This is a genomic window from Flavobacterium sp. 90 (assembly GCF_004339525.1).
GTDB lineage: Bacteria > Bacteroidota > Bacteroidia > Flavobacteriales > Flavobacteriaceae > Flavobacterium.
Map to the genome: position 1 here is coordinate 5,743,284 of NZ_SMGE01000001.1, position 23,339 is coordinate 5,766,622.

19 protein-coding genes are annotated in these 23,339 nt (G+C 34.4%); 15 read left to right on the forward strand and 4 right to left on the reverse strand.

Going from position 1 to position 23,339, the window contains the following annotated elements:
* Nucleotides 1–61: 61 nt before the first annotated feature.
* From C8C83_RS23425 to C8C83_RS23440, 4 genes are read left to right on the forward strand one after another with little or no spacing between them, the layout of a single operon-like run.
* Entirely contained in the window at nt 62–985 is a 924-nt protein-coding gene (locus C8C83_RS23425) for a carbohydrate kinase (protein WP_121330954.1), read from the forward strand.
* Between the two features lie 11 nt (nt 986–996).
* Nucleotides 997–2,259, forward strand: coding sequence for a sugar MFS transporter (locus C8C83_RS23430; RefSeq protein ID WP_121330955.1), 1,263 nt, complete (start codon nt 997–999; stop codon nt 2,257–2,259).
* Complete coding sequence (locus C8C83_RS23435; protein WP_121330956.1) at nt 2,256–3,668, forward strand: carbohydrate porin; 1,413 nt, start codon at nt 2,256–2,258, stop codon at nt 3,666–3,668. Before C8C83_RS23430 ends, C8C83_RS23435 begins: the two co-directional genes overlap by 4 nt.
* A 15-nt stretch (nt 3,669–3,683) precedes the next feature.
* Nucleotides 3,684–4,526 (forward strand): sugar phosphate isomerase/epimerase family protein, encoded by an 843-nt coding sequence (locus C8C83_RS23440; RefSeq protein ID WP_121330957.1) that lies wholly within the window; start codon nt 3,684–3,686, stop codon nt 4,524–4,526.
* Between the two features lie 241 nt (nt 4,527–4,767).
* Here C8C83_RS23440 and C8C83_RS23445 read toward each other — a convergent pair whose 3' ends face one another.
* From C8C83_RS23445 to C8C83_RS23460, 4 genes are all read right to left on the reverse strand, one after another.
* Entirely contained in the window at nt 4,768–5,220 is a 453-nt protein-coding gene (locus tag C8C83_RS23445; protein WP_095929232.1) for an Lrp/AsnC family transcriptional regulator, read from the reverse strand.
* Nucleotides 5,221–5,406: 186 nt separating this feature from the next.
* Nucleotides 5,407–6,399 (reverse strand): bile acid:sodium symporter family protein, encoded by a 993-nt coding sequence (locus C8C83_RS23450; protein WP_121330958.1) that lies wholly within the window; start codon nt 6,397–6,399, stop codon nt 5,407–5,409.
* A 58-nt stretch (nt 6,400–6,457) separates the two neighbouring features.
* Nucleotides 6,458–7,489, reverse strand: coding sequence for a methionine synthase (locus tag C8C83_RS23455; protein ID WP_121330959.1), 1,032 nt, complete (start codon nt 7,487–7,489; stop codon nt 6,458–6,460).
* 30 nt (nt 7,490–7,519) lie between these two features.
* Nucleotides 7,520–8,572 carry a DUF1852 domain-containing protein gene (locus tag C8C83_RS23460; RefSeq protein WP_199735320.1) on the reverse strand — a complete coding sequence of 351 codons (1,053 nt, stop codon included), beginning with the start codon at nt 8,570–8,572 and terminating at the stop codon, nt 7,520–7,522.
* Between the two features lie 267 nt (nt 8,573–8,839).
* Here C8C83_RS23460 and C8C83_RS23465 point away from each other — a divergent pair, with 267 nt between their 5' ends.
* The 11 genes from C8C83_RS23465 (at nt 8,840) to C8C83_RS23515 (ending at nt 23,107) form a co-directional block, all read left to right on the forward strand.
* On the forward strand, nt 8,840–9,469 hold the full coding sequence (locus C8C83_RS23465) for a nitroreductase family protein (protein WP_121330960.1): 630 nt from the start codon (nt 8,840–8,842) through the stop codon (nt 9,467–9,469).
* A 444-nt stretch (nt 9,470–9,913) separates the two neighbouring features.
* Nucleotides 9,914–10,594, forward strand: coding sequence for a response regulator transcription factor (locus C8C83_RS23470; RefSeq protein ID WP_121330961.1), 681 nt, complete (start codon nt 9,914–9,916; stop codon nt 10,592–10,594).
* Nucleotides 10,591–11,958, forward strand: a complete 1,368-nt coding sequence (locus tag C8C83_RS23475; protein ID WP_121330962.1) for a HAMP domain-containing sensor histidine kinase — start codon at nt 10,591–10,593, stop codon at nt 11,956–11,958. The genes C8C83_RS23470 and C8C83_RS23475 overlap by 4 nt, the downstream gene beginning before the upstream one ends.
* Nucleotides 11,959–12,324: 366 nt before the next feature.
* Nucleotides 12,325–13,497: an efflux RND transporter periplasmic adaptor subunit gene (locus C8C83_RS23480; protein WP_121330963.1), complete on the forward strand. Its 1,173-nt coding sequence runs from the start codon at nt 12,325–12,327 to the stop codon at nt 13,495–13,497.
* 137 nt (nt 13,498–13,634) lie between these two features.
* Nucleotides 13,635–16,745, forward strand: a complete 3,111-nt coding sequence (locus C8C83_RS23485) for a CusA/CzcA family heavy metal efflux RND transporter (protein ID WP_121330964.1) — start codon at nt 13,635–13,637, stop codon at nt 16,743–16,745.
* A gap of 14 nt (nt 16,746–16,759) precedes the next feature.
* Entirely contained in the window at nt 16,760–18,052 is a 1,293-nt protein-coding gene (locus C8C83_RS23490; RefSeq protein ID WP_121330965.1) for a TolC family protein, read from the forward strand.
* Between the two features lie 16 nt (nt 18,053–18,068).
* On the forward strand, nt 18,069–18,734 hold the full coding sequence (locus C8C83_RS23495; protein ID WP_121330966.1) for an outer membrane beta-barrel protein: 666 nt from the start codon (nt 18,069–18,071) through the stop codon (nt 18,732–18,734).
* 768 nt (nt 18,735–19,502) lie between these two features.
* On the forward strand, nt 19,503–20,321 hold the full coding sequence (locus C8C83_RS23500) for an MBL fold metallo-hydrolase (RefSeq protein WP_121330967.1): 819 nt from the start codon (nt 19,503–19,505) through the stop codon (nt 20,319–20,321).
* 43 nt (nt 20,322–20,364) lie between these two features.
* Nucleotides 20,365–21,249 carry a hypothetical protein gene (locus C8C83_RS23505; RefSeq protein ID WP_121330968.1) on the forward strand — a complete coding sequence of 295 codons (885 nt, stop codon included), beginning with the start codon at nt 20,365–20,367 and terminating at the stop codon, nt 21,247–21,249.
* 113 nt (nt 21,250–21,362) lie between these two features.
* Complete coding sequence (locus tag C8C83_RS23510) at nt 21,363–22,220, forward strand: hypothetical protein (RefSeq protein ID WP_121330969.1); 858 nt, start codon at nt 21,363–21,365, stop codon at nt 22,218–22,220.
* Between the two features lie 29 nt (nt 22,221–22,249).
* A complete protein-coding gene (locus tag C8C83_RS23515) occupies nt 22,250–23,107 on the forward strand; it encodes an AraC family transcriptional regulator (RefSeq protein WP_121330970.1) in 858 nt (285 codons plus the stop codon).
* Nucleotides 23,108–23,339 lie beyond the last annotated feature (232 nt).

Below are 23,339 nucleotides of genomic sequence, written 5' to 3' on the forward strand. Positions count from 1 at the left end.
TTTAATAATCTATAATACTTTTTTATTTAAAACTTTGCTTAAACGTTTAACCTAACCACTTATGAAAGAACAAACAACTAAATCGTCCATATATTGCTATGGAGAAGTACTTTGGGATATATTCCCTGACGGAGCACGTGCTGGAGGAGCGCCTTTTAATGTAGCTTACAATTTGATGAGAATGGGAGTCGACGCCCACATGATTAGCCGAATTGGAAATGATAAACTAGGCAGCGATCTTATGAAACAGTTATCTGACTGGAATATCGCTACTGAAAACACTCAAATCGATAATCAATATCCTACCGGAACTGTACTGGCTCATATCGATGAACATAACGAGGCACATTATGACATTACAGAACCTGTTGCATGGGATTTTATTGAATATAGAGACGACCAAATTAATAAAGTAAGTAATGCCGCTGCCTTTGTTTTTGGAAGTCTGATTACCAGAGGAGAAAAATCTCGAAATACACTTTTTCAGCTTTTGGAAATAGCAAAATTTAAAGTTTTTGATGTCAATATCAGACCTCCATTCTTTTCTGTTCCTGTGGTTAAAGAACTTCTTTATAAAGCAGATTTGGTTAAGATGAACAAAGCTGAACTACGTTTGATACTGGACTTTTTAGGAAGAGATTATGTCAATGAAGATGACAGTATTCGCTACATACAAGACGAGTTCAATATAAATGAAGTTCTCATAAGTAAAGGCAGTAAAGGTGCTATTTATTATAATGGTGACGATCATTATCAGGCTTTGGCAGTTCCTGTTAAAATAGCAGATACCGTAGGAAGCGGTGACGCATTTCTGGCAGGATTTCTTTCTAAGAGAATTACCAATTCAAGTCCGGAAGAAATTATGGCGCAAGCCGTTGCATTAGGAGGTTTTATTACTTCTAAAGAAGGCGCTTGTCCTTCTTATACCTTAACGGATTTTAATGCTTTTCGCCAAGATCACAAACTAATTTCTTCTTCAATTTAATTCACTATCTGATGTCACAAGCTAAATTTACAGAGAAAAAATATACTATTACGTTCATATTTGTAACCTCACTATTCCTGTTTTGGGCGATTGCTATTACAATGGGCGATGTACTGAACAAACATTTTCAGAATGTTTTACACATTAGTAAATCAGAATCCGGATTGGTACAATTATCCATTTTTGGCGCTTATGCCGTTATGGGAATTCCGGCTGGTTTGTTCATGAAAAAATACGGCTATAAAAAAGGAGTTTTACTAGGGCTTATTTTATATGCTTTGGGTGCTTTTTTATTCATTCCGGCTGCTCAAAACGAATCATTTTCTTTTTTCAGAGCTGCTTTATTTATACTGGCTTCCGGACTTGCAACTCTTGAAACGGTAGCGCATCCTTTCGTCGCTTCCCTTGGAGACGAACGCACAAGCGACCAGCGAATCAATTTTGCACAATCATTCAATGGTTTAGGTGCTATAATTGGACCTTTGGTAGGTGGTTTTTTCATACTAAATACAAAAGGTGCTGAAGGTCTGGAATCTGTTAAAACACTTTACATGATTATTGGATTTGTAATTCTTGCTATCGCATTGGCTTTTTGGTTTGTAAAAGTACCAACTCTAAAAGATCCGCATGCAGAACAAGCAGAAAACACAACTGATTCCGTAAACCACGATGTAATACCTAATGCGCCATTATATCGTCAGCGTCATTTTATGTGGGCAGTAGCAGCACAGTTCTTCAACATTGGAGCACAAGGCGGAACTTGGGCTTACTTTATTAATTATGGTGTAGAAAAAACAGGTCTTCCTGACAATCAGGTGGCTTATTACTTTTCGCTAAGTATGGCAATGATGATGATTGGACGTTTTATTGGTACATTTTTAATGCGTTACATTGCGCCAAACAAATTATTGGCAGTATATAGCATTTGTAATATGTTACTTTGCGTGATCATTTCACAAAGTTTCGGATGGGTTTCGTTTGGAGCCTTAATCATGCTTAACTTCTTTTTAAGTGTAATGTATCCAACTATTTTCAGTCTGGGATTAAAAAAACTGGGAAATAAAACGGAACAAGCTTCTTCTTTTTTAGTAATGGCAATGTTTGGCGGAGCGGTGTTCCCTCCTATTATGGGATTTGTAGCCAATACAAATATTGCTTATGCTTATCTTTTACCAATAGTTTGTTATGTGGTTATACTTTTATTTGCTGTCAAATATTACAAGCCAAAAACACTTGGATTAGGAGAACTTGCAATAAACAAAAGCAGTATATGATACCTGCTGTTTTTTACAGGTTTATAACATTAACAGTCTTAGTTTTATGCTCTATTTCTGCTAAGAGTCAGATTGTTATCAGTAATAAAAACTTCTCATTTGGTACTACCGGAAGAATCGGATTTGGTTATTCTCCGGATATTGAAGGTCATACAGGTCGCCAATTGAATCTTTTAAATCAGGGTTCTCTTGGCGGAAGAATGGATCAGGGAGATTATCTAGATTTACTGCCGGCCTTTCATTTTATGCCGGTAAATGCCAATAAAGATGAAACGGCTATTGACTTTCAGGTAAGACTTGCTTTTTATTCTTCTAATGGTACATTTTTAGGCAATGTAAATACAGGTTCCACAGATGGTATGATTGTTAGTTTACCGGAAGCATTTGTAGAAGCGCGTAATATTGTTGGAAGTCAATGGAGCGTTTGGGCGGGAGCAAGATATATGCGTTACGATGATGTTCACATAGCCGATTATTTTTATTTTGACGATCACTCTTCACAGGGATTTGGTATAAAATATAAAAAAAGCTCGTTTTCTATGTTTTTTCCGGCTGCTATAGATACTACATCTTCTGGAACGGGAACACCTTATTCTTATTCTAATATTATAACAGGCAATAAATCACTAACCTATCGTCAACGCGAAGTTATGGTTGCCGAACATAGTTTTAATTTATCGAGAAAACATATTGTAAAAATATTGGCAGAATATCACCATGTACCGGCAGTGACTAAAAATGCAACTCCCACCTTTCCATCTGATAATGGTTTTGTGGCAGGTTTTAAAATAAATTCGGAGCTTGAAACCAGAAAGATAGGATCTTTCAATCAGTTTTCTATGCGTTATGGAACCGGAATTGCCAATGGTGGAGACAATGGAAATACTCAAACCTGGCGTACTTTTGGCGCACCGGGAACTGATGACAAAACCTATAAAGGAGCTTATTCTTTTACAATGGTAGAACATCTTATGCTGAATCTTTCTGACAGAATAAGTGTTAATCCGTATGCTGTTTACACGAAAAGTAAAGGAGGCGCTGATACAATGGATAAAGCGCCTGATTTTTATAACCGGGATATTTACAACTATAAAACAGATTTAGCAGTTGGAACAAGAGTCATTTATTACATGACAAATTGGTTTCATCTCGTCTCTGAATTGCATTATACAGCGCGCCAAGATGGTAATAATCCCACAGCTTCAATGGTAAAATTTGCATTAGCGCCCACTATTGTACCAACTGCCGAGCGAAGTCCATGGGCGCGACCGCATTTGAGATTTATTGCCGAAGTTTCCCGTTATAATGATTATGCCAAAAATGCTATGTATTCACCGTTTTTACAACAAGCAGGACAAAAAAGATTCGGAACTTATTTTGGTGTGCGATCTGAATGGTGGGTATTTTAATTTAAAAATAATACAATGAAAATAAAATTTGGAGCTTCTCTCCTATCCTGGATAACACCTCTTTGGAATGCCGAAGCAGGACATTATGCTATAAAAAAAACAGCTCAAACAGGTTTTGACATGATTGAAATCCTTCTGCCTAATAGCATGGATTTTGATACAGAAACAGTTAAAAAACAGCTTAAAGAAAATAATCTTGATGTTGCCTGTTCCTTAAACCTGCCCAAAGAAGCGCATATTCCTTTTTATCCCAAAGAAGCATTAACATTGATTTGTAAAGCATTGGATAAAACCGCTGCTTTGGATGCTACTTTTTTAGGAGGTGTACTTCACGGAGGAATTGGAGTTTTTACAGGAAATCCAATTACAGATAATGAAAAAGAGATTATCGCAGATGTTTGGCAGGAAGCTGCTCAATATGCTCAAAAACTTGGAGTTACTATTGGTATAGAACCCATAAATCGTTATGAAAGCTATTGCTGTAATACTGCAGAAAATGTACTCGAACTCATAGAAAAAACAAATGCAGCAAATCTTGCAGTTCATCTGGATACCTTTCATATGAATATTGAAGAAAGTAATTTTTATGATCCGATTTTAAGTTCCGGAAAATTACTAAAACACATGCACATTACCGAAAGCAATCGTGGAATGCCCGGAGAAGGAAATGTTAATTGGAATGAACTCTTTAAAGCTCTTAAAGAAATTGATTTTGAAGGAAATCTTGTTCTGGAAAATTTTTCATCAGATGTACCAGGAATGCAGCAAGCGGTTTCTTTATGGCAAAAATCTCCGCATAATGCAGAAGAATTGGCTAAAGGAAGTCTTCATTTTCTAAAACAGCATTTGGAAGTCTAACTGTCAGTATTTTCATTAACATCTATTTCAAAAAAGAACTCCAAAATCTTCAGATTTTGGAGTTCTTTTTTGAATTGCATAATTGTTTATAAACCATTTTATTGCAGAAATTAAACCTTATTACATTTATTGTAAAATCATATTTTACATCAATCCCCAACAAGATATAAAAACCAAAATATTAAAGTCTAAAACAGATAAAAAAGCTTTGCCAATTTCAAATAAATAAACCATCGCGGAACTATCCGTACAAATTTTTTATCTCCGACATGACAAAGGTGCTTTGAGTACTCCCTATACTTTCAACTGATCCCAATTTATTAAATACAAAATCCTGATAATGCTTCATGTCTTTGGCAGAAACTTTCATTAAAAAATCGTAATCACCAGAGATATTGTAACATTCCACAACTTCTTCTATTTTCATAATATCACTAACAAACTGATTCCCAATATTACGATCGTGCTGTTTAAGTTTGATATTACAAAAAACAATGAAGCCTCTGTTTAATTTTTCTGCATCAAGCAGGGCAATATATTTTTTAATATAACCGCTGTTTTCTAATCTTTTAATACGCTCAAAAACAGGCGATGCCGAAAGATTTACCATTTTAGCAAGCTCTTTTACAGTGTATTTAGAATTATCGTGTAGTATATTTAATAACTGAAGATCAATATCGTCTATTTGTTCCATAGCTTTTTTTACTTTAAACAGGTTTAATTTATTTCTAAAAAAGAATAAAATTCTTCAAATATAACCAGAAACAACATAAAAATCTTATTTTATAAAAAATAAAAAGACAACATACTGCAAAGTTTATTTTCACAGCATAAAAATCTAAAGCACACTATTTTATGACAGGGAATGTTATAAATAAAATTATACTTCTTTTCGTCGAGCCATACCCTGAGCGATGATACTAGCGGCAATCAATTGCAAGGCATGATAAAGCATGAGTGGCAACAATACGATGCCGGTGATAGTACTGTGCTGAAAAAGTACTTTTGACATAACGGTGCCATGAACCAATGATTTTTTAGACCCGCAGAATAAGACAGTAATACGGTCTTCTTCTGAAAAACCAAGCAAGCGGCTTATTAATCCGACACAAAAGAATACGGCAAAAAACAACGTCATCATCCCTGCAGCGAGTCCAGCAAGTTCAAGAGCGGTGAAGCCTTCAAAAAGATGTTCGGAAAATGACTTGCAAAACGATGTGTAAATAATCGTTAGAATAACTGACTGATCGAAATATTTGAGCTGTTTCTTGTATTTTTCGGCAATGGCGCCTAAACGGGAATTGAGGCTTATGCCAATGATGACAGGTAGCAAGACTTGCAGAATCAACTTTATGACGATTTGAGTGACATCAAAATCGCCTGTCGCAGAAGCTATAAACAGTCCAACCCAGAGCGGCGTAACCACTACTCCAATCAAACTGGAAATACTCGCATTGAAAATAGCTGCGGGAATGTTTCCCTTGGCGATGGAAACCATGACCACAGAAGAGGATACTGTAGACGGTAAAGCTGCCAGAAAAAATACACCAAGCCAAATCAGCTCGAAGCCGTTATTGACAAACAACGGGCGAAATGCCAAAACAATAAGCGGAAAAAATAAAAAGGTTGTCAATTGAACGACAATGTGCATTTTCCAGTTGGAAAGTCCGGCTTTTAGTTTCGCAACACTCAGTCGCATGCCGTAAAACAAGAAAATAAAAGAAACGCCAGCATTGGCAATCTCCTCCAGCGAAACAGGTTCTTTGACCATGCCTGGCTTTGGCAAAAAATAAGCCATCAGAATCATGGTGGCTATCATTAACAGGAAACCGTCGAACCCTGCTTTTTTTAATACTTCTAATAATTTATTCAATGTCTTTTAAATATTATTCCTCCGTGGAGGCACGGATTCCATTATTAATATATTGAGACTAAATCCCAAGTTCTTTGCGTATAATTTCTGCTCCTGCGCTTAAAGCATTTAACTTGCCTCTGGCTATGTTTCGAGATAACGGCGCCATACCGCAGTTTGTAGAAGGGTAAAGATTTTCGGCATCTACAAACTCAAGAGCTTTACGCAGAGTATCAGCTACTTCTTCTGGTGTTTCTATAGTGTTGGTTGCTACATCAATGGCACCGACCATTACTTTTTTACCGCGAACAAGTTCCATTAAATTTAAAGGCACATTGGAGTTGTGACATTCTAAAGACACAATATCAATTTTAGATTTTTGAATTTTCGGAAAAATTTCTTCGTATTGTCGCCACTCTGAGCCTAATGTCTTTTTCCAATCAGTATTTGCCTGTATTCCATAACCATAGCAAATATGAACCGCAGTTTGACAGTGTAAACCTTCAATGGCTCTTTCTAATGCTGCCATTCCCCAATCGTTTACTTCATCAAAGAACACATTAAATGCAGGTTCATCAAACTGGATAATATCTACCCCTGCATCTTGAAGTTCTCTTGCTTCTTCATTGAGTGCTTTCGCAAATTCCCACGCCAATTTTTCCCTGCTTTTATAATGGTCGTCGTACAAGGTATCTACCATTGTCAGCGGACCTGGCAATGCCCATTTTATAGGCTTATTAGTCTGTTTACGTAAAAATTTAGCGTCTTCAACAAAAACTGCTTTTTGACGTGCAACATCACCTACAACCACTGGAACACTCGCGTCATAGCGGTTACGGATTTTTACTGTTTTACGATTTTCAAAATCTACACCGCTTAAATGCTCGATAAAAGTCGTTACAAAATGCTGGCGTGTCTGCTCGCCGTCACAAATGATATCCAGATCTGCCAATTGTTGTTCCTGCAGAGAAATGCGTAAAGCATCTTGTTTTCCTTCAAGTAGCTGATCGCCTTCTAATTTCCATGGTGACCAAAGTTTTTCGGGTGGTGCAAGCCAGGCAGGTTTGGGTAAACTTCCAACAATAGAGGTAGGTAATAATAATTTCTTCATAGTAGTATAATGTTAATGCGTTGTAATCAATTAAAGAGTAAAATTAGCAGACCATTGTTCCAGGAGACTTTTGTAGGGCTTAATGAAATGCTCTTCTGCATATTTACCTTGTTCAATAGCTAATCGGCTGCGCTCTTCACGGTCATAATCCACGCGAGTCAGTGAATAATCTTCGTGTTTAAGAGTAGGTTGATAGATTTTCCCAGCCACTGAATTTGCATTGTAAATTTCAGGGCGATAAATCTTCTGAAAAGTCTCCATCGTACTAATTGAGCTGATTAGTCCAAGATCAGTATAATCAGCAAGCAGATCTCCGGAATGATAAAAAGCCATCGGTGCCACACTATTCGAAGGCATGAAAAAACGAACTTTTAAGCCCATTTTAGAGAAATATTCATCTGTGATAGAATACTGATCCTGCAGATACTCAAAACCCAGAACCGGATGCTGATACTCCGTACGAGTATAAGTTTTGTTACTCGATACACTTAGACAAATGATCGGTGACATCTTAAAATGCTCTTTATAAGTGACTGAATTCACAAAGCACTTATAAAGTTTTCCGTGCAAATCACCAAAATTTTCAGGGATACAAAAATTAGATTTATTTTTATTGTGCTCGATTAATAAAATACTGAAATCATAATCACGAACATAAGACGAAAAATTATTCCCGGCAATACCTTCGATACGCTGGCTAGTCTTGCGGTCAAAAATATTCGTTTTTAAAACTTCAATCAACGGCAAATTGTTAATACCATTCTTATCATCAATACGCATCGTTACTGTGATGATTTCAAGTTCTACAAGGTAACGATCAGCTTTTGGATTATCTAGATGAGCCAATGCATTGAATCGATTGTTAATCATATTTAATGCATTACGTAAGTTTTGTTGGCGATTACCTCCTCTGGCCAGGTTTGCAAAATTGGTTGTCAAACGCGTTTGACTTGACGGGTGATAGTTTTCATCTAAACAAGTGCTCTTTAGTGTGAATGCAAAATCATTCTGGATTGTATTCTGGGTATTTTCAATATCCTGCTTTTCGTTTATTCCCCTATCTTCTTGTATGTTCGCTCTCATCTGATGATAATGTTTAGTTTTTTTACCCTGCAAATTTGAATATAAAAGATTAAATATTTTTATTTGTACGTAAAATCAGTTAATTATTCTTTTATTTAATATCTTAAAAGATTATTAATCTTTAAACAAATATAATAAGGAAGGAAAACAGATAAATATTCTTTAGTGAACTAAGATGATTGATTTGGAGTTTCCGTGAGCACTTCAAAAACTCAAAAAAGAAAACAATATCATCTATATTTGTCAAAATTTAAGATAGACATAGTAATGAATTTGATAGAAAATTTAAAATGGCGCTACGCCACAAAAGCTTACAATAACATTAAAGTAACAGAAGATAAGGTCGATCAGATCTTAGAGGCTATAAATCTTTCAGCATCTTCTTGCGGTCTGCAATCTTACCGTGTTTTTGTTGTAAGCAACCCGGAAATTCAGCAAAAATTAGGTGCTGATTCGTATAATGGACAGATTAGCTCTTGCTCTCATTTGTTGGTTTTTGCTGCATTCACTGACATGTCTTCGACTTACATTGACGATTATATGGCAATGACAGAAAAGCAAAGAGGTCTTGATTCTGGTGCCTTATCAGGATTTAGAAATGGATTGCATTCCTATTTTAACAATATTAACGCAGAACAAAAAGCACTTTGGGCTGCCAAACAGGCTTATATTGCGCTAGGAACTGCACTTATTGCTGCGGCAGAATTGAAAGTGGATGCCACTCCTATCGAAGGATTTAATGCCGCCACTATCGATGCCGTTTTGGGTTTGAAAGAAAAAGGATTGCATTCTACCGTTATCCTTGCTTTAGGATACCGTGATTCGGAAAAAGACTATATGGCGGCTACGAAAAAAGTTCGTTTGCCTATAAATGAAATGATAACGAAAGTTTATTAATGTTATAAGAATGCATATGTCTTAACATTTTAAAACTAACATTCCATTAAACCTATTGACCAAATTGGTTGTAGTAACTGTAAATGAAAGTCTATCTATTTAATAGAAAGAGTGTCTCGAATCAATTCATCAACGCTTCTACGCTCGGTTTCTCTTGGATAGATAATATTCCATTTCTTTAAAACAAATTTTTATAATCTACTAAACAAACTCCAAAATCAGCACTAAAGAATTAATAATGCTTTAAAGGAAAAACAGTATTTTTGAAAAACAATATTAGAAATTTTTATCTCTTTTTAACTATATTTCAAGTTTTCAAAACTACATAAATCAGAAATTATTATTTCTAAAAAAGAACTTAATAAAATATGTACAGGCTTTTATTATCCTTGAATAATTATTTTGTTTTCATTTATTATATCCCAATCTTATAACTTTGCATAGATGAAAATTTTAATAATAGAAGATGATCAAAGAGTTGCTGAGCTGATCCAGAGAGGTCTTACAGAGCACGGATTTATTCCAACATTAGCTTATGATGGTCTATCGGGAAAAAAATTAGCACTTAATAATCAATATGATCTGATTATAACCGATATTATATTGCCAAAACTTGACGGGCTGGATCTCTGTAAAGAAATACGCCAAATCAAACCCGACTTACCCATAATAATGCTCACCGCACTTGGTACAACTGATGATAAAGTAGAAGGATTTGATGCCGGAGCAGATGATTATTTAACAAAACCTTTTGAAATGAGAGAGCTTCTAGTTCGTATCAGATCCTTATTAAAACGAAGCAATAGCACTTTAAATAATATTGGTTTTATTTTAAAATATGCTGATCTTGAAATGAACCTCCAGACCAAAAGTTTAAAAAGGAATAATACCGAAATAAATCTTACACCCAAAGAATTTAAACTTTTAGAATATATCCTTCAAAATCCGGAGCGTGTCTTATCCCGAACTGAAATTGCAGAAAAAGTCTGGGATACTCATTTTGATACCGGTACAAATTTTATTGATGTATACATTAATTATCTGAGAAAGAAAATTGATAAAAATTTTGATAAAAAACTCATTCATACCCGATCAGGAATGGGATTTATTTTGAAAACAGAATGAAAACCCGAACTCGACTAACCATATTATTTACATTAATTACAGCTACTATTTTATTAGTGTTTGCTGGTATTATCTTAATTTCTGCAAAGCAAAACAGAGAAAAAGAATTTTATACACTATTAAAAAAAGAAGCCGTTACCAAAGCTAATTTATTTTTTAATGCCAAAGTAAACAGCAAAACATTACAAGATATTTACAGAAACAATAGAGCTACATTAAATGAAGTCGAAGTTGCTATTTATACAACCTCTTTCCGATTATTATATCACGATGCTGTTGATATAGATGTTGTAAAGGAAACCAAACCAATGATTGATGAAATTGCCCTAAAAAGCGAAATCCAATTTTATCAAAATGATTGGCAAGTAATTGGAATGAAGTATAAATTTCAAGGAAAAGAATATGTCATTACTGCAGCTGCGTATGACGGATTTGGGTATATTAAACTAAATAATTTACTTAAAACCTGTATTATTGTTTTCATTATATCCATTTTACTGTTGTATATCGCTGGTCGTTTTTTTTCAAAAAAAGCATTTGAGCCTATTGTTAAAATGACAAGCAAGGCAAAAAATATTTCTGCCACAAATCTTGATCTCCGATTAGATACTAACCAAAGTAAAGATGAAATATCAGAACTGGCTTCCACTTTTAATACAGTGTTAAACCGTCTGGAAAATTCCTTTGATTCGCAAAAGCAATTTGTCTCTAATATTTCTCACGAATTACGAACGCCTCTTTCTGCTATTATTACAGAACTGGAACTATCTACTAATAAAGAACGCAATAATGAAGAATATAAAGTTGTAATTTCAAACACACTGCAAGATGCTAAAAAGATAGCCAAACTATCCAATAGCTTGCTGGATCTTGCCAAAGCAAATTATGATCCTTCGGAAATAGCATTCAAACAAGTTCGCATCGATGAAATTTTACTTGATGCCCAACAACAGGTTCAAAAATCAAATCCAAATTATAATATAGCAATTCATTTCGAAAATGATTTTGAAGATGAAGATCAAATTACAATCAATGGAAACGAATATCTGCTAAAAGTTGCCTTTGTAAACTTGTTTGAAAATGGCTGTAAATTCTCAGAAAACAAACAAAGTAAAGTTATTATCAGACTTGAAAAAGAGCAGATTATTTTGGAATTTGTAGATAAGGGCATTGGAATTTCAGAAGAAGATTTAAAGCAAATTTTTAAACCATTTTACCGCGGATCAAATAAACTCTATGCCGACGGAAATGGTATTGGATTGTCTTTGACCCAAAAAATCATCTTACTTCACAAGGGAACTATAGCTATTACATCCGATAAAAAATCAGGAACGATATTTACTGTGAGCCTTATCATGTCTTAAAAAATAGTACCAATTAGATCTTTCTAATAAAATTCTAATTTTTTTCTAAAACATCTCTAACAGCCCCTCTTCAGGGGTTGTTTTATTTTTGCACCATTCTAAACGAAAATTATTTTACTAAATAAAAATCTAAAATGGACATACCTCCTCTTCCCAGTAAACAAAAACTATAAATTTCGCTTCTGCAGAGATGTCATTGACTTTTTCGCCAGCGAATTAAAATCAAAAAAAAAACATATCTGAATTCTTTTTTGATCCCAAAACTCAATATTTAATTTGACTTGTTTCTCTAATCTATTTGAGATACAGCCCTGTTATTGTTTGTACATACAAATCGTAAAATATCTAAATAATATCAATACTACCATGACACATAAAACAAAATGCAACAGCAGAATTCTACTATTTAATGCTCCAAGTAAAAAAATAGAATATCCGAATATTATACTTTTTCTACTAACAATAACAATTCTTACTGCTTGTAATGATAACAAGATTGTAACCGAAAAAGAAAATTACGCCATCAAAGGAGATACGATTATTGTTCCTTCAACATCTGTAATTGCATCGAAACTAAAACTCGAAACAATAAAAAATCAGCCCTATCAATCAGAATTAATAACGGCAGGTACAGTAAAAGCTATTCCAAATTTTTATGCTGAAATTGCACCTCCATTTTCTGGAAGGGTTACCAAAGTACATTTAAAACTAGGGATGAAAACCCAACCCGGCAAACCTCTTTTTGAGATGGTTTCACCTGATTTTATCGATGCTCAAAAAAACTTCTTTCAGGCAAAATCAGCTTATCAGGCTGCCAGACTTTCATTAAAACGCCAGCAGGATTTAAAGGCAAATGGTGTGGGTTCACAAAAAGATCTGGAAGAGGCACAAACCAATTTCGAAGTCAACGAAAAAGAATATCAAAATACAATTGCAAGCCTAAAAATATTTGGGGTAAATGTAAATAAACTAATTTTTGGTCAACCACTAATAGTCACTTCTCCTATCGCCGGAGAAATCATTACAAACGAAGTTGTAATGGGACAATACATAAAAGCAGATGATACTCCCAGAGCTAAAGTTGCCGATTTAAAAAAGGTTTGGGTTGCAGGACAGGTGAAAGAAAAAGACATTCATTTTATACATGAATTAGATGGTGCCGAAATTCAGGTTGGCTCTTATCCTAACAAAAAAATTACTGGAAAAATTTACCATGTCGATGAAATCGTTGACGAGACCACCAGAAGTATACAAGTATTAATCGAATGCCTCAATAGTGATCATGCCCTAAAGCCCGGAATGTATGTAACTGTGAAATTTACTGACACTCCAAAAAACACTTTGTTTGTTCCTGCCAAAGCCGTACTACAATTTAATGATAAAAGTTTTGTACTTGTCCAAATTGCTAAGGGAGAATATACCAGACGTTATGTAGAAACAGGAATTTCCAATAATGGAAAAATAGCAATCCTTTCCGGATTAAAACCAAATGAAACAATCATAAGCCAAGGAGCATTTTATCTCCTGGAAGTAAAATAAGTTAAAAAGTATTCAGTCTCATTGAACAGTCTCAGTCTCTTATACTTTACAATAAATATTTTTAATCTGTGGCAAAAAAACAACTATAAAGGTCAACTTACAACCTTAGTTCCTCAGCGCCTTTAAATCTTAAAAAAATGAAACAAAATATATTTGAAGCAACAATTGCAAAACGCTGGTTAATCTTGGCGTTATTTTTACTCCTTTCCCTATTTGGCTATTATTCCTGGACACAGCTTTCAGTTGAAGCCTATCCGGACATCGGCGATGTAACCTCGCAAGTGGTCACGCAAGTTCCGGGTCTGGCAGCCGAAGAGATCGAACAGCAAATTACAATTCCTATTGAGCGTGCTATAAATGGTTTACCTGGAATGCATGTTATGCGTAGCAAAAGTACTTTTGGCTTATCTATGGTCACTATTGTTTTTGATGATGGCATCGAAGATTATTTTGCCCGAACAAGAATTCAGGAGCGTCTAAATGATATTGAATTACCTTATGGAGCAACACCCGGTTTGGATCCTCTTACCTCTCCTACAGGCGAAATCTACCGTTACATTATTGAAAGTAAAAATCATGATTTACGTGAATTGAGTCAATTACAAGAGTATACTATTATTCCTCGAATCAAACAGGTTTCGGGTGTTGCCGATGTTACAAATTTTGGAGGAATCACAACGCAGTATCAAGTTGAACTTGATCCTTTAAAAATGGAACAATATGGTTTATCGCTCAGTGAAGTAACCCAAACTATTGAAAAAAACAATGCAAATGTAGGCGGAAGTGTCGTTGATCGCGGAGATCAATCTTATGTCGTGCGCGGAATAGGTTTGGTGAAAAACCTGGATGATATAGGTCGTATTGTAGTAAAATCTGTAAATGGTATTCCTATTTATCTGAGTGATATTGGCACATTAAAATACGGAAATCTTGAGCGTAAAGGCGCGTTGGGATATACAGACAAACGTGGAATTGATTATTCGGATAACATCGAAGGGATTGTGCTGCTGTTAAAAAACCAAAACCCATCAGTTGTATTAAAAGGTGTAAATGAAGCCGTTGATGATTTAAACAAAAACTATCTTCCTAAGGGAGTTCAGATTCATGCTTTTTTAGACAGAACCGATTTGGTAAACACAACACTTTCAACCGTTTCGCATACTTTACTCGAAGGAATGATACTGGTAATTATAGTATTAATTGTTTTTCTGGGTAGCTGGAGAGGTGCATTATTAGTCGCTATTACGATTCCTATCTCGCTTTTAATTGCATTTATCTTAATGAAATTCACCAATATTCCTGCCAATTTGCTTTCTCTGGGAGCGATTGATTTTGGAATTATTGTCGACGGTGCCATTGTAATGATGGAAACTATCCTAAAGAAGCGAGAAGACAATGAAGATGCGGAGCTCACTGAAAAAAGTATTGCCGAGAGGGTAAAAAGTGTTGCGCGTCCTATCTTTTTTGCCACTCTTATTATCATTACGGCATACCTGCCATTGTTTGCTTTTGAAAGAGTGGAGAAAAAATTATTTACGCCCATGGCTTTTACTGTTGGGTATGCGCTTTTCGGTGCTTTATTAGTTGCCTTATTGCTAATTCCCGGATTGGCTTATTTTATCTATCGCAAGCCACAAAAAATGTATCATAATAAATGGCTGGATAAACTCACTAACTCTTATTATAATCGCATTCAAAAAATAATGCAATCTCCTAAAAAAGTATTTGCTCCTTTGATGGGTGTATTAACGCTTGCTTTTATTCTTACGCTATTGGTTGGAAAAGATTTTTTACCACCGCTGGATGAAGGATCAATTTGGCTACAGGTTTCATTACCGCCGGGTATCACTTTAGAGAAGTCCAAAGAAATGAGTGATACACTGCGCCATCGAACTTTAAAACATGATGAAGTAACCTATATGATGGTACAGGCCGGACGCAATGATGATGGAACTGATGCCTGGACTCCTTCGCACTACGAATGCAGTATTGGTTTAAAACCCTATAGCGAGTGGAAATCAGGAAAAACCAAAGCCGATTTAATCAAAGAACTTGCTGCAGAATATGATACTATGCCAGGTTACAATGTTGGTTTTTCGCAACCCATGATTGATGGCGTAATGGATAAAATTTCCGGGGCACACAGCGAATTGGTTGTAAAAGTATATGGAGAAGATTATAAAGAAACTCGTCGAATTGCCGAAGATATTATCAAAACCCTTCAGAATATAAAAGGTGCAGTTGATCTTGCCATAGATCAAGAGCCGCCATTACCGCAAATACAAGTCATTGCCAACCGCCAGAAAATTGCTCAGTATGGACTGAATGTAGATGATGTTTCAGAGTTGATAGAAGTTGCGATGGGCGGAAAAGCCGTTTCTCAAATTTTTGTAGGCAATAAAGTCTATGATATCACTGCACGTTACAATGAAGAGAACCGCAATACTCCTGAAAAAATAGCAAACCTAATGTTGACTAATGCTCAGGGAATTAAAATTCCTTTATCGCAAGTATGCGATATCAAACTCAATACAGGAGAAAGCACAATTGCCCGAGAAATGAACAAACGTCATCTAACTGTTCGCCTAAATTTAAGAGGTACAGATCTAAGTTCTTTCCTGAGTGAGGCTCAATCCAAAATTGAAAACAAAGTAAAATACGATCACCAGCAATTTAAAATAAAATGGGGCGGACAATTTGAAAACCAAGAGCGAGCTTATAGTCATCTGTCAATAATTGTTCCGTTGGCTTTAGCACTCATGTTTGTATTATTATATGGTGCATTTGGAAAATTCCGTCAGGCTGGATTACTAATGAGTATCGTTCCACTGGCATTATTTGGAGGAATGCTGGCACTTAATATACGCGGTATGACGCTCAATGTATCCTCTGCAGTAGGTTTTATAGCCTTGTTTGGAGTTGCTATACAAAATGGAGTTATAATGATTTCACACATTAATCAGCTTCGCAAAAACGGAATGGATTTACTTGGCGCAGTAACAAATGGTGCCAAACAACGCTTTCGACCTGTATTAATGACTGCTACTGTTGCTGTATTAGGGTTATTGCCTGCATCATTAGCAACCGGCATTGGTAGCGATGTACAAAGACCTTTGGCAACGGTAATTGTCTACGGATTGTTGTTTTCTACAATCCTGACCTTATTTGTTTTACCCTCTCTGTATTATCTGATCGAGAAAAGATTTGGTTTGAAAAATGAAGTCATTCAAGATAAAATCGATAATTAATAAAAGAAATAATTATGATTAAAAATATAAAATATAAGTGGGTCGCGCTTACAATACTGTTAGCTATAGCAACACCGTCAAATGCTCAAATTGACACCCTATTTGGAGCAATAAAAATAAAATATCCTCAATTTTTATCATTAGTCAATAAAAACAATTTAGAATATGCTGCCGAAAAATTTAATGTAAATATAGCCGAGGCCAATGTCGAAGCTTCAAGGGTATTCCCAGATCCACAAATCACCATTGGAGCAAATGATAATGGGCAACACAGAATGCAAATGGGATATGGTTTTTCATCAGAACTAAGTTGGACAATGGAACTTGGCGGAAAACGAAAAGCCCGAATAAATCTGGCAAAAAGTACAAGCGAGCTAACCAAAGCTTTACTTGAAGATTATTTTCGGAATCTTCGAGCCGACGCAACTTTAAATTATCTGGCAAGCTTAAAGCAAAAAGAAATCTATGAGGTACAATCAAATTCCTACACTATTCTTAAAAATATAGCTGTAACGGATAGTATTCGGTTTAAATTAGGGAGTATAACCCAGATTGATGCACAGCAAAGTAAACTGGAAAGCAGTTCTATGCTAAATGAGGTGCATCAAAGTGAAGCCGATTGGAAAACATCACTATTGCAGCTCGGCATAATTGTAGGGAATCAAAAAGCAGATTCGTTGTATTTACCTTCAGGAGATTTAACCAAATTCGACCGTTTATTTGATTTGAATGAACTTATAACTTCTGCTCAAAATAATAGAGCCGACTTATTAGCAGCTCTTAAAAACAAGAATGTCTCACAAGATATTTTAAAGCTAGCCAAAGCAAACAGAGTATTGGATTTAGGATTAAGTTTAGGGGTGGAAAGTGCAGCTGTAGTTACCAATATTGTTGCTCCTACTCCATCTTCAAATGCTGTATCTGCAGGTATTACTATTCCGCTTAAATTTTCAAATCGAAATAAAGGAGAACTAAAAGCTGCCGAATTTAGTTTGCAGCAAGCCGATGTTCTGTATCAGCAAACAGAACTGCAAATTCAGGTAGAAGTACGAAAAGCGTGGTTTAATTATCTCACTGCGCAAAAACAAGTTCGCCAATTTAATACCGGTTTATTGGCTGATGCCCAAAGAATACTTGATGGAAAAGTGTACAGCTATAAACGAGGAGAAACCAGTTTGCTTGAAGTATTAAATGCACAGCGAACCTACAATGAAACACAACTTAATTATTATCAAACCCTATACAATTATGCCGCCGCACTAGTCGAACTAGAAAAGACGGCTGGAATTTGGGATATTAATTTTTAAAATAATAACAAACAAAATGAAAAATACATTTACAATTTGCATCGTGCTTTTTTTTATACTAAAAATTAGTGCGCAACAAGAAGGTCTTACTTTTGGAATAAATGGAGGCATAAACTGGACATCATTAACAGGCAAAAATATAGATAACTTCTCTAATGGTGGCTCTTCAAGAAGTTTAACCGGACAAACAATAGGCATCACTTTGGATAATAAAACTTCTAAATACTTTGGATTAAAACATGAAATATTCTTCACCCGAAAACTAATGACAATCCAAATCGATGATGGCATTAATCCTATTTTTGCAAGCAAACTAAAACGTCAGTCTATTGATCTGTTTCCTGCAAGTCCCAGCTTTTATTATAAAGGATTGCAAGTTTATGCAGGGCCTTACGTAGGTATCTTACTAAATGCTTCTATACAACGAAAAGACGCTAATGGGAATTTATATACAGATAAATCCTTTTATGGCAATGGAGAAACTCAAAGCAATTACAGTCAGAAAATAGATGCGGGATTTGTAGCAGGTTTAAATTATGAATTACCAAATGGCATTAATATAGGCGGAAAATTTATTCGAGGATTTATTCCTCTTATAGAAAATGCAAATACCAAGCAGCAATGGAAAATTTATAACGAAAGTTTTTTTGTTACAGTAGGATATGCTTTTAAAGCACCATAATAATTGTTCTTTCTTATCTGCATGTTAAAAATATTTATCCCTTATATTAGGTACTAAGTCCAATTAGGAAGCGTTATGGATAATGATTATTGACCTATAAGCTGTATAGCCAATATCAAATCATAGAAATCATAAGTAACAACCTTGAAAAAACTGTAAATTTACCGTTATTAATAATCTATTTATGAGTTTAATTTTAAACTACTCTGTAAATGATATCTTAAATTAGGTTTCTTAACATTTTTATTCAGGCGATTTAGAAAGAATGAAAATTTTAAGTTTTCACTTCTATTTATATTGTGCATTTCTACCTATTACTCTTTTTATTTTGAATATTACCTACCACAAAATAACTCACGATACACTTCTGATATAATTGATGTTTTACTTTATTTTTCTGGTGGAATTCTTTTTTATTTATTTACAAAGCCAATGAAAGACAGACATTACATATGGTAAGCCAATTTCTTTAAATCATTCGTAAAATGATTTTTGAATTGTGAAGTAAGACTCACAAAGCCAAATGGCGTCAATTGAAGACAATTGACGCCATTTTTTTATTTACACTATTAGATAAAGTAAGTTTGGCTTGGAAAAAGAATTAAAATAAAAATATCGATAACATGGTTTACTTTAAATTTTCTGCGATGCTTTTTTTTATGATGCAAGCCATGTAGTGCAAATTGATAAGCAGTAATGCGCATTGATAGCACTTAGCAAAGCCTTTGAAATACCTTTGTATTATAATTGATAAAAACTTTAAATACAATGGAAAATCAACTCCCACCGGCTAAAATTTATTTAGTCAAAGATACCGGACTGGTTAAAGTACATACTTTAGTTTCTCCAGCTCCAATGTTTGCTAATGCAACGCATATTATTGAACTTCCTGATGAATTAATATTGATTGACGGACAGTTCTTTGCCCAGTACGGAAACGAATTCCGTAATTTAGCAGATAGCCTTCAAAAACCAATTTCCCGTTTTTACGTAACACATGATCATCCTGATCATTATCTAGGAATGGGTGATGCATTTGCAAATGTGCCTGTTTACGCTCTTGAAGAAATTAAAGCATCTTTGGAGAAAAATGCTCCAAAAGAATTGAAAGAAAAACAACATCACATGGGCAATCTAATTGCTGGCAGACTTTCACTTCCTACACAAATAGTTGAGCCGGGCGAAGAAAATATCGGCGGGGTTAAATTTATTTTTGAACGTGTCCTTGATACAGAAAGTCCGTCAACTTTAGTAATTAAACTGCCTGAGCTTAAAATTGCTATTGTTCAGGATATTCTTTATCATAATACACACGCTTTTGTTACAGGCCCAATTGACGGATGGAAAACTGCACTTAGAAAACTCCGTGAAGACACTGCTTATGACATTTTTCTTCCAGGACACGGAAAACCGGCTAACAGTTCAGATCTTGATAATGCATTGATATACCTGGATCAAATTGAAACAGTTAAAAACGACGCTATTAATGCAGAAGAGTATAAAAATGAGGTGCTAAAACTTTATCCTAACTATGCTGGTGCTAAATTAATCGATATTTATCTGCCAATTTTGTATGCTGCTAAATAATTTAAAAAAAGAAACTTTACTATTAATTCAATAAATTACTCAAATGAAATATTTTTCTAAAACAGCTGTTGCATTTTTATTGGCAATTGCCACAATGACAGCGCAGGAATTGCCAAAAGCCAGTATTATAAAAGCTTTGAAAACTAAAAAAATCAGCATTTATACCGTTGTTGCTCCACCTGAAATGTTTACCAATACTACACACGTTATTGAACTGCCGCATGAATTAATTGTAGTTGATGGTCAATTTTATGCTCCCTATGCGCAGCAAGTCAAAAAATTAACCGACAGCCTAAAAAAACCAGTTACCAGATTTTATATCTCACATGACCATCCTGATCATTATCTTGGTTTTGGAGATGCTTTTCCGAATGTTCCGGTTTATGCCCTCGAAGAAACAAAGGAAGGAATCGAAAAAGCAGGACAACAGGTTTTAGAACAAAGGCAAAAACAATTTGGCAGCATCATTGCTACCTCACTTAACAAACCATCTCATGTTCAAAAAACAGGAAAAGAAGTTATCGATGGCGTTACTTTTATTTTTGAAAAATCATTGAATAATGAAGATGCTGTTTCACTTGTAATTAAAATTCCAGAAGTAAAAACCAATATTTTACAAGATATTGTCTACAACAAAACACATCTATTTATAGCTGGAAATACTGATGGATGGCGAAAAGCAATTAAAAAAGAAGAAAGCAATAAAAAATATACTTTGATTTTGCCAGGACATGGAAATCCAACTGATCGAAGTATATTTGAAACTGATCTTAAATATCTTGATTTTGTAAACAAAACACTTTCCGAGTCAAAATCAAAAGAAGAGTATAAAGCAAAAATATTAGCAGAATATCCAGATTACGGAGGTGAGCATTTGATTGACATTTACCTGGCTTATTATCTAAAATGGGACTGGGCAAAAAAATAAAAAAAAAACGGTCTTTAAGACCGTTTTTTTAATAACTGCTATTTAAAGTTTTCAAATATTTAAATTATCTTCATAACCAAAAGAATAATATTCAAATTCATAAAATAAACACTATGGAAAAATTCTTTTTGATAGTCGCTTTTACAATACTTTCAGCAGGCATAAAAGCACAAACTATTAAAGATTTTGCACAGCCTGAGAGCATAAATTCTGACGGAAAGTATTTTTATATAACTAATATTGGTACAAATCCTGATCCAGCAGCGGCGGATGGAGATGGATATATCAGTAAAGTAGATTGCAATGGAAAAATTATAGTAAAAAGTATTACCACTGAAAAACTAAATGCGCCAAAAGGTACGGCTGTACTCAATAACATTTTGTACACTGCCGATTTGGAAAGAATTGTCGGGATTGATTTAAGAACTGGTAAAAAAGTAAAAGAAATAAGTCTTGCAAAATATCATACTGTATTTACTAATGATCTGACTGTAAAAAACAGTACTACTTTGTTTGTTTCTGCTACTGATACAGGAGCTATTTTTGAAGTCAATCTAAAAACAGGAAGAGCAACTGAAATAGTCAATCTAAAAGGCGTTAATGGAATTTTTTATGATACGAAAAAGAACCAATTGTTTGTCTGCAGTTTTATATTCGAAAATCCTAATGCAGGACAGATTGGTGTTGTAAAATGGAAAAAAAACAAAGCTGTTTATGAAAGAATTGGAAATTTTAGCGGAGCTTTTGACGGATTGTGGCTTTTGGATGAAAATACACTGCTGGTTTCAAATTGGGCTGCACTAGATCATGCAGCAGGTTTTTTGGAAAAAATTAATTTGAAGAAAAATACAGCTGTAAAACTAGAATTGCCTCTTGTGTACGGTCCTGCAGATTTTTTTGTTGATGTAAAACAAAAAAGCATTATAATTCCGATCGTTTTAGAAGGAAAAATAGTGATTGCAAAATATTAAATTGGTTTAAATTCCTTTATACAATAAATATGTTAAAAGTTAATTTTGAGAAAAATAAATATGGTGCAGAATTACTGCTTGATTGTGTTGAACTCTCTGAAATTTCAGATCAGAGTATTGGCATGAAAGAACTGCATATTACTAATTTTTATGAGATTTTCTTTTTTATGGAAGGCACAGGAAGTATTCTTCTTGAAGAAAAACATATCGAGATTAATGCGCCTTGTGTTCTTTTCCTTCGTCCGGGTCTGCCGCGTCAATGGGAATTAGGTGCAGTAAAAAAATGTATGGTAATTTTTTTCGAAGGTGCTTTTATAGAAACTTTTTTAAAAGACCCTCTTTTTCTTCATCGTCTTTATTACTTTTTAGGAGGAACATTTTCATCAATACTTTCGCTATCAGAAAATGAAATACAAATGTTTGAAAACCTTTTATTGGCAGTAAAAAAAGAAATTAGCAATCTTAAAAATGACAGCCATCAGCTTCTTAGGGCCTATTTGTACCAATTATTGATACTTTTAAACCGAGATTATACTAAAAATTATGATTTGAGAGGCAATCTTTATGAAAACTTAAATATGCTAAAATTCAAGGAATTAATAAAACAAAATATCAAAGAAAAGCAAACCGTAAAAGAATATGCTGCACTTTTGAATATAAACCGGAATAAACTTAACCAGCTCTGCCACGAAATATTTGCCAAAGATGCAAGTGATATTATTAAAAATGAATTGGTAGAATCCTGTAAATATGATTTACTGACAACAGACAAAACTATTACTGAGATTAGTTATGATCATAATTTTTCTGCTCCATCTAATTTTGTCCGTTTTTTTAAAGCAATGGCGAATGTTTCACCGGCAGTTTATCGTACTCAATATATTTAGTTTAAAGAAAGTAGAAATAATTAACTACACTTCTATGCTTTTTATTCTGTTTTAATTCTTAAGTATTAACCGCAAGTACACTAAGATTCTTATCTAATAGTAAGTTTAAAAAACACAAAGTTCGCAAAGCTGTATCAACACAAAGCTTTGCGAACTTTGTATTTTTATAAAATCCGATATGTATAAAAAAACTTTGCTCACGATAGCTATCGGGATTGCAGTTAAAATAATT